Origin of the sequence: Brucella sp. RRSP16, from assembly GCF_052246815.1 — a bacterium.
In the GTDB taxonomy this organism is placed as follows: Bacteria; Pseudomonadota; Alphaproteobacteria; order Rhizobiales; family Rhizobiaceae; genus Brucella; species Brucella intermedia.
This window is the reverse complement of sequence record NZ_JBQQAM010000007.1, coordinates 14918-27608: the sequence shown is the minus strand read 5'-3', so window position 1 is coordinate 27608 and position 12691 is coordinate 14918. Positions and strand designations below refer to the sequence as shown.

The following is a 12691-nucleotide window of genomic DNA, read 5'->3' as shown; positions in this document are numbered from 1 at the left end:
GTCTCCATCTCCTGATTATCGGGCGGTGAAACGTCCCAAAGGGCGCTCTCGACGATGACCGATTGCATAGAATAAAAGGGCGAGAATGCCGAAAAGAAGCCAGCCCGGCTGCTCAAGCAAAGGAACGCAGACGGCATTCCAGGCTCCTGCCCCTATATAGTGCGCCACGAAGGTTTCTGCATCGGCCAATGTTTCAGGCGCGTTGCGTGACCACATGGATAAAAGCGGCTTGGCGATAAACTGCGATGCGCCAACGGAGCGCGCACCATCAAGGACCGCGAAGATCACCGCGAAAGCGAGAAAAACAACCGCAAAACTACGCAATACAAATCGGATCACGATTCTTCGCCCCGGATTCCTACCCTGCTCACGGCCCCGGTTTTGAGCCCGGCCTGCCGAAGATTTGTCTTTTTGACGTTGCTAAAGCATAGCACACAGAACCTGCCACACTCAAAGCCAAGCTCGAACACAATTCCTCGACCACAATAAAATTCAATGATTTCAAATATTTATCGAGCCGACATCGCTCTTTGCACAGGTTCGGCGATTTAGACGCAAAAACTTGCAAATAGCTGTTGAACATATGCATTTTCTGGCTATATTCGCGCCGCACCCGCTAGTTGGCGATTAACCAGCGCCTGTTTCGAAAAGCGGTGTCACGTTTGCAGTCAGTTTTCACCGTGAGACACGGTTTCCCGACAGCAAGGCAGACGGAGAGGTGGCCGAGTGGTTGAAGGCGCACGCCTGGAACGCGTGTATACGGGAAACCGTATCGAGGGTTCGAATCCCTCTCTCTCCGCCATTCTCATCCACCCGGCGACGGGCCGCGCCTATCTTGATGCAGCGTACGTACAATTTTGATGATGATATCGTCTCTGCAGTGGCGTTTTCCCTAAAGGTAAAAAAATCTGACTTGGATATGAAGCCCGCAGACGCAGGCTTCATAGCGTTCCCTGATCAAGACTGATCGAGAAATTCCGTCAGGAAACGTCGAAACGATCGGCTGCATTCGACCGGGGCCATGTGAGTTTGGCCTTCGAGAACTTCCAGTTTAGCGTCGACGATACCATTTCGGGCGGCTTCCATCATGCCGTCGCCAAAAAACTGATCCAGTTCCCCTCCGATAATCAGTGTCCTTGCTGTGATCGCGGTCAGATCGACTGGCTCAGCCTGCATTATCAATTGAAGATACCGCACAATAACGTCACCGGAGTTCATTTTCTCTGGAAGTTTGTTGCGGTCCACCCATAGCTTTATCTTCAGTAACAAATTCAGCAGGGGATTGCGGAATATTGCCGCAAAGTCATTGATCAGCTCGTAATACTGCTCCTGTTGGGCGAACTGGATTTGTCGGTTTATCCTGATTTCGCCATTCTCGCTGAACTTGTGAGCGCTCGCCAGCAGAATCAGCTTGTTAACCCACCCTTCACGCGCTGCCGCAAGCCTTGTCGCCAGCAGTCCGCCATAGGATATCCCCATGAGCGAAAACGCCGGGACCTTCATTTCTCTGATGGCGCGCTCATAGTCTGACACGATTGTCTCAATTGTTGCTTCCGTGTCGAGCTGCTGATCGTAGCCGATCAGGATAAAGCCCTGTGTTGGCGGCAGCATACGTGCGACACGTTTTGCGTCATGCATCATCCTGTCGAAGCTGTGTTTGCGGACAAAACCTTGCCCGCCATTGATCACGATCAGGGGATCAGATTGATCACCCATGCGAATATAGGGAATTCTTCCGAGCAAAAAGCCGGTCTCAAATTTGGTCATGACAATCCTCAGCAGCAATAGCTGCTTTCGTCAACATATTGGCTGTTGGGTTATTTATCAGCGATCTGGCGGGCAATAGCTTGCGCCAGAGGCGGCATCGGCAGCTCCATGCGGATGTAAACGCGGCCGTCCCGTGTCCTCGATACCAAACCGGCATCGCAGATCTCGCGACGCAGCAAAGCGTGATCTCCGAAACTGTGCCACGCTTTCATAAGCGCGTTCACCTCGGCTTCCGTCAGTTTCGTCCGGGCCGGCAAGCGAGACCAAAGCACCCATAGAACCGATATCTGATCCGAACGTTTGCTTGGAAAGCGCGTAAGAACACCATCCTTATCAAAGCAGCGGGCCACACGCTCCACGCTCGCTCGGTCGATAATAGGGTGTTTTTCTTCCTTTACAGGCTCTTTCGCCCCGCTTCGCAGGTGCTGGAAGTTTTTGTATCCTGCGCCTTTTGCAAGAATATTCAAAACTTCAAGGTGAGAAGGCTGTTTTTCGCGATCGGCATAGGCACTACGAATATTGCGCGCTAAAGCCGAAATGTCATTGACATGTAATGGTATTAATTCCCTGGGCATGGTCCCTGATCCTTGAGGCGTGCCTGTCAAATTGAGATCGGTGATCGCCATTCCGACGCGGCACGAACAAGGTGGTCGATGCGTCAAGGAACTAAAGAAGCAGGTTTAGCGTGCCCAGAGGGCGGCGATGCCTAGGTGAACTGCGGACCGGGAGCCCGTTTATCAGAAGGACAAATTGCCTGCAAGAGCAATGTGATCTTGGTTCTCCGGACTATCTAACCGAGTTACGGGACCGGGCAAGCCTCTCCCGGCTGCCGGCGCGGTTGTGCGTGGCATGATGGTAAAACGCCGTTCGAAACCAATGGTTTTGGGGTATGCTCCGGAGCCCCAAAAAGGTGAGGCGGGTTCTACGACAAGTGCGCAATGCCAAAGCGGCGCATGCAGTCCGGCTGAATTTCTTTACTGAACGACAAATCGCTTCATATGGTATGACCGTGCCGGGTCGAGCATCATTCGTTCGACAACACGCAAGCCAAGCGAAAATCGATAATACAGCCCACGGATTGGCCGGGACCAGAGGTAACAAGCAATTGCGCTTATGGCGGACCGTGGTTCGTGCATGGCGCGGCGGCTCTCATCTGTTATCGCGAGAGCTCGTTCGGAATCTCTACCTGATTTTCGTCGGAAGACGATAGAGCAGAATCATGAGCTATTTGAAGTCACTCACCTCTGACCGGAACGGCGCCACTTCAAAAAGCCCTCTTGCACAAAATCGGGGGCCCAATCGCGCTCGTCGCGCCGATTGGGCCTTGCTTTATGTAACTTACTCGGCGGGCTTACGGGTATCGCTGGTGCTGATCACCCGACCTCCAAGTATCGTTGCCAAAACTGGCACATCACGGATGGCTTTCGGGGCAACCGTCGCAGGGTCATCGCCCAGCACCACGAAGTCCGCGAACTTGCCAGCTTCGATGCTGCCGACTTTCTCATCGATCCCAAGAGTATAGGCGGCATCGATCGTTACCATGCGCAACGCCTTGTCCACCGATATGCGCTCAGCTGGAGCCAGAACCTTCTTGGAGATCGCACCAATCCGGTTCACAGCGATCCACACTTCTTCCAGCGGACGCGGCGGCGCAACGGGCGTGTCGGTGTGAAGCGACACGACGACACCTGCGTCCGTCAGCGTCTTCAGCCGGGCAGCGGTATTGGCCCGATCGGTGCCGAACTCAGGTCCGTTCAGGTCCGCGCGTTCGTAGACATAGTAAGGGTTGATGCTCACCACACCGCCAAGGGCACTCACCCGCCGCGCCTGCTCGGGGGTGGAAATACCATAATGTTCAAAGGTGAAGCGGTGATCGAAGCGCGGCTTATCCTTTTGCAGCGCATCCAGCGCATTGATGGTCGCCTCGTTTCCGGCATTGCCATTGGTATGCACATGGATGTGGAAGTTCTGCTCCCACCACGGCTTCATGTCGGCCACGAAGTCGGACAACTTGTCAAACATGAAGAGGCCGCTGTAGCGGTCGGAGTGGATATAGCCCGGATTCTGTATCTGCATGCTGAAGCTCAGAAGGCCATCATCGGAGAAGAATTTCACCCCTTCGAACATCAGCCTGTCATTGCTCGAGTCGCGCAGCTTGTTTGCTTCGGCGATCGCATTGTCACCATAGGTGCTCGCGAAAGTATGCCCGTCGACCACAACGACGAGGCGCTGATTGGCCTTCGAACTATCGAAGGAAGACTTCAGCACCTGGTGCTCAAGTGGAATATTGATCAGTCCGAACGCCAGGTCGGACATCGTGGTCACACCCGCCTGCTGGGACAGGTCCGACAGATATTTGACGTTCTTCAGCGCGATGTCCGGCGCCAGCAATGCGTTGATGGTTGGAGCGAGCACATATTGAGCAGCGCGCTCACCCAGGAACTTTCCATTGAGTTCCCCGTCCGAGCCGACCCCGATGCCCAACACCTTCTTGGCGTCCTCGGTGGTGAGGCCCCGCTTCTTGATCGCGGCACTGTTGGTGAAGACGAAATGCTCGGAAGCATCCCAGACAAAAATCGGCTTCACGGTAGAAATCTTGTCGAGCTCGCTTTTGTCGAGATGGCCGCCCATCGCCACGACGTCGAAGCCAAAAGCCAGCACATCGGCGTTCGGGTCCTTCGACGCCTCTACATATTCCGCCAGCTTGGCAAGCGCTTCCTGCCGCGTCTTCACACCGGGAAACGCTGGCCCATAAGGGTTGAGCATCGGATAGTAGCTCAACGGCGGGCGCGTCAATGAGGTTGCGCCGACGATAGGATGGGAATGGGCCTCGACAAACCCCGGATAGATGACGCGATTCTGGAACTGCTTGTCGATCTTGTGCGGATACTTGTCGAGCCAGGGCTTCAGGTCGTCCAGGGTCCCTACCGAGAGGATCTTTCCGTCCTTCACCGCGACCGCCGTTGCCTCGGGCCAGCCCGGATCCATCGTCACAATTTTTCGCGCCGTGTAGACGGTGACCAATCCATCATCCGTTGAGGCAGTCGCAGATTTGGCAGAGCCATCAGCAGATGTTTGAGCGAGTGCTAATAAAGGAAAACTTAAAGTAAAGGCAACGGACAATACGCCGACAGCAGACTTTATCTTCATCACGACCCCTCGAACAACCTCTAATAGAACCTTAAACGAAGAAGGAGTCAGCCATTAATAAAGTAAATCTGCTCCAACCAATGCCAAGCTATGAGCAGTCATTACAATTGTCAATCAGGTGTTCTTTGTTTTATATTATAGAATTACATTATATTCGAGGTTTATCTCAGGCTTGGATGGTGCATTTTTCTCGCGCGCGGAGGGAGCACGCGCTGCAAAATCAATCCTGCTGTCCTGATCGAGGCAGCGAAACACCGCTGCATCCGAAACCGGCAATTAAAAAGCCGGAGGTTTGGCCTCCGGCTTTGTTTTTAGTTCAGGCCTTCTTCCTTGAACGCCTTTTGCACGTTCGGGCGCGCCAACACGCGTTCGCGCAGCTTCAGCGCCTTGGGATAGGCACTTAAATCGAGTTTCAGTCCGACGCCCCAGCCAATGATGACAGACGCATAGGCATCCGGCTGCGTGAAATCATCGCCAAGCCAGTAGGCATTCTTGTCCGACAGCATGGCTTCTAACTGCCCCAGACGACGATTGATATTGGCAATGACGCCCGCCTTCGCTTCTTCCGTGAGGGTGGGAGCGAACAGGCCGCTGAAAGCCGCATGCAGATCCGAGCAGAAGCCCAGCGCTTCCTGCAGGCGTGCGCGTTCGATGGTGCCATAAGCAGGCTTGAATGCCGCAACATCGGAATGGTCGCCGATATATTGGAGAATTGCCGCGTTCTGCGTGATGACAGTGCCGGGCTTTACTTCCAGCGCCGGAACCGCGCCGCGCGGATTGATCGCGAAATAGTCTTCGCCGTCAGCCGTCTTCTTGGCCTTGATGTCCACGGCTTCCAGCTCATAAGGCAGGCCTGCTTCGCTCAGGATGATGTGAGGTGCGAGCGAACAGGCACCAGCCTTGTAATAAAGTTTCATGAAAATCTCCCATCGGTTTCGATGAAAGATATCTATCAAATTCGCCCCGCCCGCAACAAACCGGGGATCACATTTCTTTGTGTGCCCCCAATATTCGAAAGATCGTCCTGAAAAGGGCCATCTATCAGAAAAGCGATGCTATCCGGGCGGGTTTGGAGGATTGCATCCGGGTCACGACGACCAGCTTGTTGAACTCGCCGCGCTTGAAGGCGCGCAGGAAGCGCGGATAGTCCTTGAACACCACACAGCCATTGGAATCACCGCGGCGTCCGAGCATGAAAGTATGCGCCAGAAGCCCATCGCGATTGTAGCGGTTATTGCCATCGACAGGCGTGAGGCGGATCGCCTCGACGCCGTGGAACAACGCCTCGCGCATGCGCAGATCATAGGTATGCGGCGGTGTGGGCCCGCGGTTCTTCTGGTTCACGTAGCGCGGATTGTCACGCATCGGACCGAGGCCGGAATGCGCTTCCAGACGCTCGCCGCCCGGCAGGTAAACGGTGGCTGCGGAAATATCATAGATGGCAACCTTGCTGCGCGAAGCCTGATTGAGAAGCGGACTGAACAGGCCGGGGCGCGGCTCCTCGGTTGCGCCGCTTTCCGGCGCATAGGCGAGTTCGGTCTTTTCACGCATGCGGGAACGGCGCAGCGAAGGCTTGGCACCAGGCAGCGGCACGTCATCGGGCAGGAATGCGTCCTGAGTGGCACCGTCTTCTGCGGCGACAGCCGAGTTCTGGTCCGGTGCGAGCTGCGGAACAGGAACGGCATTGCCGGCGGGCAGATGTGCCTGCTTCTCCGCCGCATCCACTTCTTCGGCTTTCGAGAGCGGTTCTATCTTGCTGAAAGCCGCTGTCGCGTCCGATGCGGGAGGCACCGGCGCATAGGCAAGCACAGTCGCACCGGCCTCCGCAGCAGGTTGCTGTGGCTGAACACGCTCCAAAACAGGCTCTTCGCGCCGAACGCGATCAGCGCGCAGTTCAATGAGCGACGCCGTATCGACGGGCTTGTCCTCGATGACGGAATCCGGGCCGATATCGGCGATGATAGGCGCACCATCCGCGCTTTTGCTCCGGCGCCAGTCGAGATTGGAATAAGCGGTGTCAGCGGTGTAGGCATCGATGAAGCCTTGCCTGATGCGCCGCGACGGTGCGAGCCTGTGGTCAACGACGGCAAGCGCCTGCGGTGCGTTCAGGGAGACACGGCGCATGACCGGGGTAACAGGTGCAAAGGCTGGCACCACCGTTTCCAGCGTACCGAGCGCGGTCATCATCCAGCTTCCGGCTACGAGGCCCGTGGCGGCAAACACCGCAACGCGCGTAAACCCCTTGAGACCGAATGGAAGCCGGATGCCCTTGCCGCGCGGAACCGCGGAGCCATACACTTCTGTTACATACGCCATGATACAAATCCGAGTGGAGAACAACTTTCACTGCACCGCCTTGCATGTCAGTCCGGCAAAAAGACGAACGCAACATGGCAAGGCGGTGACTGGAAGGTCATCTCCAGCATCGCCAATTATGGTAACCAAATCCTTTACGGGATGAAGAAAACCGGATCGCCATGCGCCAGTTCAGCCTGTCAGAAGCAATGCGCCTTGCTTGGCGCTGGGGAACTCCAGCCCCTCCACGGCAACGCGATTTCGTCCACGATGCTTGACCCGCATCAGGGCAAGATCGGCCCGTGCCGCCGTTTCCCACAAGGTTTCGCCGCCGCGCACCATTGCGATACCAAAGCTGCATGTCAGCTGGCGGCCTGACAGCATGAGGAACTGATGCCGGGCCACGCGCCCGCAAAGCAGATTGCCAAGTCTCTCGCATGTTTCGGCATCGCCACGGACCAGAAGAACAAATTCTTCGCCGCCAATGCGTCCGACGATCGTCGTTTCGGCTGCTATGGTTTGCAGGATGCGGGCGAACTCGACCAGAACCTGATCGCCGGTTGCATGGCCCAGTGCATCATTGATCGATTTGAAGTGGTCGATATCGGCAATGATGACCCCATGGTCGCCGCGCTGGACCTCGGCCAGACGCATGCGCGCCCGGCGTTCCAGTCCGCGACGGTTGAGAACGCCGGTCAGCGGATCGGTGTCGCGTTCCGCCTGCAATTCCTCCACCACATCGGAAGTCGTTACTGCCAGAAGGACAAGGCCGGCGAACACGCCCGCAAAGGAACCGAATATCATGACGCCCTGCCAGTAGCGCGTATGTATCAGTTCAGACGGTTGCACAATCTCATCGGGGAGGCCCAGCGCCATTCCAGCCTGCACATAGAAATGCACCGTCAACAGCAGCAATGCACCGAACAGCACGCGATCGATCGAGCTTCGATAGGCGAGATCGCGCGCCTGAATGCAAAGCACCGCCATCAGGCTGCCCAGCGACAGGTGCACCGCAGGCGCAATGCGCGCGTAACCCGTATCGTTTGCGATGAAAAAGACCATGGCCGCCAGGAGACCGAGGCCTATCAGGCGGGGCGCCACCCGCGAATAACGCATGCCCATCCGCATCATCACACCTTCGCAAAGCAGCCACCCGCCCATAAAATGGAGAGCCGTAGCTATCGGCGAAGTCAGGGCAAGACTGTCCGAGATCAGCGATATCGGAACCAGAAGCCCCATGGCGAAACAGCCAAAGCTGAGGCCGAAAAACAAGAGATGCCTGCGCTTCGTGTCGAGCGTCCAGACGCCCGACATCGTCGCAGCAAACAGCAAGACTATAAGCGGCGGCACAAACTTCACGAACTGGCCCTGATCAGTCAAAACAAGATTGCAGAAAACGCTATTTCAGGTTGAACGTAATGTGCAATTACAAACCGGGGGCAAAGTCAAGTTAATAGCTGTCAATATTGACAAACACCAAAGCCTAAAGGAGCAATATCGAGTATAAGTGAATGCTAAAAATCATCTGAAAACAACATCATTCAGGAAAGTTCTGCTTTCACATAGTTTTTACCTTGAGATTTATCCCCAGAAGCTTTTCGGTGATCATCCGCCCGATAGGTATGGAAGATGTTGCCGCCGGTGACGGCGCGTTGCAGACGTGAAGCATTCTCTCCGTTTCCCTGAAGAGAAAATCATGCACCAGCGTACCGTCATCGAGCACGGCTTGCGCGCGTATTCCCGCCCCCGGGGCACCGAGATCGGAAAGCTCCAGTGTGGGGCAATATTTCCGGCATTCCTTGAGATAGCGCGCGCGGGACGCGGAATTGCTGAACTCGGACAGTGCAGAACGCCAGTTCTTCATCGCCATCTTCCAGAAGCCGGGAAATGCAGCCATGTCCGCGACGTCGCCCGCACGGAAACTGCCCTTGTCATATCCTTCGCGGGCAAACCCGAGGACCGCGTTCGGGCCGACCGTGACGCCGCCATCGATCGTTCGCGTCAGGTGGATGCCGAGGAAAGGCAGGTCGGGATCGGGGATCGGATAGATCAAATGCTTGACGATATTCGCCTTCGATTGCGGCAGGGTGTAGTATTCGCCACGAAACGGTACGATGCGGTGGCTGATATCCAGTCCGGCCAGACGCGCGATGCGATCCGACTGCAATCCCGCACAAGCGACCAGTCTGGAAGCGCGCACGGTCTCGCCATTCACCGTCACCGCAACGCCCGTGTCATCCTCCCGGATGGCAGTCACCGGCGAATTGAGCCGCACAATACCGCCGCGCTCGACGATTTCCGCCGCCATCGCCCGCGATATTTTCGCATAGTCGACGATGCCGGTCGCAGGAACCAGAAGCGCCCCCAGCCCCGCGACCGCAGGCTCTGCCTTGCGCAGCGCCTGCTGATCCACGTGCTGGAACGCGATGTCGTTCTGGACCGCACGCCTTGCCAGAGCCTCCATGCGCTCGACCTCCTTTTGAGAGGTTGCCACCAGAAGCTTGCCGCATGTTTCGAATGGAATGGAATATTGCCTGCAAAAGGCCTTCGTGGCTTCGGCACCGGCCCGGCACAATTGCGCCTTCAATGAACCGGGCTGGTAATAGATGCCGGCATGGATGACGCCGCTATTATGTCCCGTCTGGTGGCGCGCGAAATCGCTTTCCTTCTCCAGCAGAATGATCCTTGCGCCCGGCTCCGCCTCCTGCATGGCTTTTGCTGTCGCAAGCCCGACAATGCCGCCGCCGATGACGCAATAATCATAATCCGCCACGAAATCCCCTCCTCAAGCCCTCTCCCACGCCCTTGCGCCCCGCCTTGCCATGGTCGACAGGATGATTACCTGTTACTTATACGATTGCGGCCTTGGTTGCAGCACCGCAAAATGGCATTCTTTGCCAAACCCGTTCCCCCATGCGGAGAAGTTCCATGCGCCATCAGTTCGACCTTTTTGCTCCTTCCCCGGCGGAAGGACAGGAACGGGCAGAACTGCGTCCCGCCCGCGCCAAACACGGCAAGACCACCGGTATCGACGAAGCGGAGATGGTGAAGCGGCTGAAGGAGAGCGGACGTTACCGCATCCTCCAGAGGCTCGACCCGCCACCGACCGTTCCCGACGCCGACAGGATCGCCTTCCCCCGTCTGGGCGTTGTCGTGGACACGGAAACGACCGGCCTCAATCCGGCGCAGGAAGAAATCATCGAGATCGGCGCCGTTGCCTTCCGTTATGCCGATGACGGGTCGATAGGCGATATCTGCGCCACGTTCGGCGCATTGCAGCAACCCTCCCGGCCGATCCCGGCCGACATCACCCGCATCACCGGCATTACCGACGAGATGGTGAGGGGCCAGACGATCCCCCGCGAAAAGCTGGACGCGCTCATCGCCGAGGCCGATATCATCATTGCGCATAATGCCGGTTTTGATCGCCCGTTTCTTGAACGTTTTTCCATCGCTTTCGCCAACAAGCCGTGGGCCTGCTCGGTCAAGGAAATCGACTGGACAGCACGCGGCTTTGAAGGCACCAAGCTTGGCTACCTGATCGGGCAGAGCGGCTATTTCCATAACGGACACCGGGCCGAAGATGATTGCCAGGCCCTGCTTGCAGTGCTGAAGGAACAGTCCGGCGATACCACGCCCTTTGCCGAACTCTTGAAGGCCAGCCAGCGCGCGCGGATGCGCATCTATGCCGAGAACAGCCCGTTCGAGATGAAGGACCATCTGAAAGCGCGTGGCTATCGCTGGTCGGACGGCACTGACGGGCGTCCGAAATCATGGTGGACGGAAATCGGTGAAGAAGAACTCGACGCCGAACTCGAATATCTGCGCACCGAGATTTACGGCTGGCGCGACGCCGACCCGCTGGTCCAGAAGCTCACCGCCATGGACCGTTACAAGGAACACGCGCCGCTTCGCCCGAAGAAGTAACCGCCCCCAACATCCCGAGCGCCTGCCCATCTCCCTCATCCTGAGGAGGTGACCTGAGCTTGTCGAAGGTCACCGTCTCGAAGGATAGGAGATGGCCCCTCGCCCTTCGAGATGGCGCTTCGCGCCTCCTCAGGATGAGGAGCAGGGTTTGGCAGTCACGCAATAACTGGCCACGGCCTCTGCTCTGGCCGCATCTCTTCATAGGCTTTTGCAAGGCGCAACACGCCCAGATCATCGAAACGCTGGCCGAAAATCTGCAAGCCGATGGGTAGACCCTTGGCCGTATAACCGCAATTGATCGAAATCGCGGGCTGCTCCGACATGTTCATCGCCACGGTGAAGGCGATATGTTCGAATGGACGCTGCGGGTCGTTGACCGGAGACGCCCATTCCGCCGGATAGGTCGGCATGGGCGCGGTTGGCGAAATAATGAAGTCGAAGCTCTTGGAAGCGGCAAGCGCGGCGTTGCGCATCGCATCCATCTGGGCAAAGCCGAGATAGACTTCTTCGCCCGTTAAGCCCTCGGCGGTTTCCGTCCACTGATAGATATAAGGCAGAATCTTCGCACGGTTTTCCGGCGTCATCTTCTTGATATCCGACCACGACCGCGCACGCCAGAAACGATCCAGACCGTCGATCATGGTGCGGTTCAGAAATGGCGCAACAGGCTCGATGATCGCGCCCGCATCGGCAAGCAATTTCGCTGCGGCTTCAACGGCGGCGCGGGTTTCATCCCCCACCGGCTCGCCGAAACCGGCATCGAGCCACAGGCCGATCTTCAAGCCCTTCACATCAATGTCGAGGCTCATCCAGTCGATATCCTGATAGGGCAGGCTCATGCCATCGCGACGATCAGGTCTTGAAAGCACCGACATGTAAAGCGCGCTGTCAGCGACAGTGCGCGTCATCGGCCCGGCCACGCGACCGAGAAATGGCGGATCGATGGGAATGCGCCCGAAGGAAGGCTTCAGTCCGACAAGACCGCACCACCCTGCAGGCAGGCGGATCGAGCCACCAATATCCGTGCCGATATGCAACGGACCGTAACCGGCCGCACCCGCGCTGCCCGCACCGGCACTTGATCCGCCCGGATTGGTGCCGAGGTCCCATGGATTGCGCGCAAGCTTGTGGAAGCTCGACAGGCCGGAAGACAACATGCCAAGATCAGGCATGGTCGTCTTGGCCAGCAGCACGCCGCCAGCCTCGCGCGTGCGCGCTGCAGGCGGGGCGTCGGCGCTGGCAGGCTTCAGCGGCAGCGCCGCGCAGCCGAGCGGAACAGCCGTGCCTTCCGTCGCGATATTTTCCTTGATCGTCAGCAGAACGCCATCGATGGGTCCGGCAGGCTCGCCCTTTGCCCAGCGCGCTTCCGAGGCTCTAGCCGCCGCAAGCGCAGCATCCGGATCGTAAGCCCAAAGCGCATTCAGCTTCGGCTCATAGGCTTCGATGCGGGCGATGACCGCTTCCGTGACCTCGACCGGCGAAAGCGATTTCGCCTTATAGGCGGACACGAGTTCGACGGCTGACAAATCGGCTGGATTCGACATTGGGATTT

At 57.2% G+C, this 12691-nt stretch carries 10 protein-coding genes and 1 tRNA gene; 2 read left to right on the top strand and 9 right to left on the bottom strand.

Annotation, left to right across the window (positions count from 1 at the left end):
- Nucleotides 1-15: 15 nt before the first annotated feature.
- The gene (locus ACS5UA_RS12285; protein WP_025090776.1) at nt 16-339 is read right to left on the bottom strand and encodes a hypothetical protein; all 324 of its coding nucleotides are present in this window, start codon (nt 337-339) and stop codon (nt 16-18) included.
- Between the two features lie 373 nt (nt 340-712).
- On the opposite strand from ACS5UA_RS12285, the gene ACS5UA_RS12280 reads away from it, so the two are divergent.
- A tRNA-Ser gene (locus ACS5UA_RS12280) sits at nt 713-802 on the top strand.
- Between the two features lie 155 nt (nt 803-957).
- Here ACS5UA_RS12280 and ACS5UA_RS12275 read toward each other — a convergent pair.
- From ACS5UA_RS12275 to lhgO, 7 genes are all read right to left on the bottom strand, one after another.
- Nucleotides 958-1767 (bottom strand): alpha/beta fold hydrolase, encoded by an 810-nt coding sequence (locus tag ACS5UA_RS12275; protein WP_443101349.1) that lies wholly within the window; start codon nt 1765-1767, stop codon nt 958-960.
- Nucleotides 1768-1817: 50 nt separating this feature from the next.
- Nucleotides 1818-2393, bottom strand: a complete 576-nt coding sequence (locus ACS5UA_RS12270; protein ID WP_443101348.1) for a DUF2087 domain-containing protein — start codon at nt 2391-2393, stop codon at nt 1818-1820.
- A 712-nt stretch (nt 2394-3105) separates the two neighbouring features.
- Nucleotides 3106-4917, bottom strand: coding sequence for an amidohydrolase (locus ACS5UA_RS12265; protein WP_312970577.1), 1812 nt, complete (start codon nt 4915-4917; stop codon nt 3106-3108).
- Between the two features lie 311 nt (nt 4918-5228).
- Nucleotides 5229-5834, bottom strand: coding sequence for a glutathione transferase (gene gst, locus ACS5UA_RS12260; RefSeq protein WP_113474183.1), 606 nt, complete (start codon nt 5832-5834; stop codon nt 5229-5231).
- 124 nt (nt 5835-5958) lie between these two features.
- On the bottom strand, nt 5959-7233 hold the full coding sequence (locus tag ACS5UA_RS12255; RefSeq protein ID WP_443101347.1) for a tlde1 domain-containing protein: 1275 nt from the start codon (nt 7231-7233) through the stop codon (nt 5959-5961).
- 171 nt (nt 7234-7404) lie between these two features.
- A complete protein-coding gene (locus ACS5UA_RS12250; protein WP_443101405.1) occupies nt 7405-8571 on the bottom strand; it encodes a diguanylate cyclase domain-containing protein in 1167 nt (388 codons plus the stop codon).
- Nucleotides 8572-8770: 199 nt separating this feature from the next.
- Entirely contained in the window at nt 8771-9985 is a 1215-nt protein-coding gene (gene lhgO, locus ACS5UA_RS12245; RefSeq protein WP_443101346.1) for an L-2-hydroxyglutarate oxidase, read from the bottom strand.
- Between the two features lie 155 nt (nt 9986-10140).
- Between lhgO and ACS5UA_RS12240 the strand changes: the two genes are divergently transcribed.
- The gene (locus ACS5UA_RS12240) at nt 10141-11139 is read left to right on the top strand and encodes a 3'-5' exonuclease (RefSeq protein ID WP_443101345.1); all 999 of its coding nucleotides are present in this window, start codon (nt 10141-10143) and stop codon (nt 11137-11139) included.
- 155 nt (nt 11140-11294) lie between these two features.
- Here ACS5UA_RS12240 and ACS5UA_RS12235 read toward each other — a convergent pair whose 3' ends face one another.
- Nucleotides 11295-12683 carry an amidase gene (locus tag ACS5UA_RS12235; RefSeq protein WP_443101344.1) on the bottom strand — a complete coding sequence of 463 codons (1389 nt, stop codon included), beginning with the start codon at nt 12681-12683 and terminating at the stop codon, nt 11295-11297.
- Nucleotides 12684-12691 lie beyond the last annotated feature (8 nt).

Coding starts and splice junctions, on each gene's coding strand:
- ACS5UA_RS12265 (WP_312970577.1), bottom strand. CDS start 4,917: ATGAAGATAAAGTCTGCTGTCGGCGTATTGTCCGTTGCCTTTACTTTA.
- ACS5UA_RS12270 (WP_443101348.1), bottom strand. CDS start 2,393: ATGGCGATCACCGATCTCAATTTGACAGGCACGCCTCAAGGATCAGGG.
- ACS5UA_RS12235 (WP_443101344.1), bottom strand. CDS start 12,683: ATGTCGAATCCAGCCGATTTGTCAGCCGTCGAACTCGTGTCCGCCTAT.
- gst (WP_113474183.1), bottom strand. CDS start 5,834: ATGAAACTTTATTACAAGGCTGGTGCCTGTTCGCTCGCACCTCACATC.
- ACS5UA_RS12275 (WP_443101349.1), bottom strand. CDS start 1,767: ATGACCAAATTTGAGACCGGCTTTTTGCTCGGAAGAATTCCCTATATT.
- ACS5UA_RS12255 (WP_443101347.1), bottom strand. CDS start 7,233: ATGGCGTATGTAACAGAAGTGTATGGCTCCGCGGTTCCGCGCGGCAAG.
- ACS5UA_RS12240 (WP_443101345.1), top strand. CDS start 10,141: ATGCGCCATCAGTTCGACCTTTTTGCTCCTTCCCCGGCGGAAGGACAG.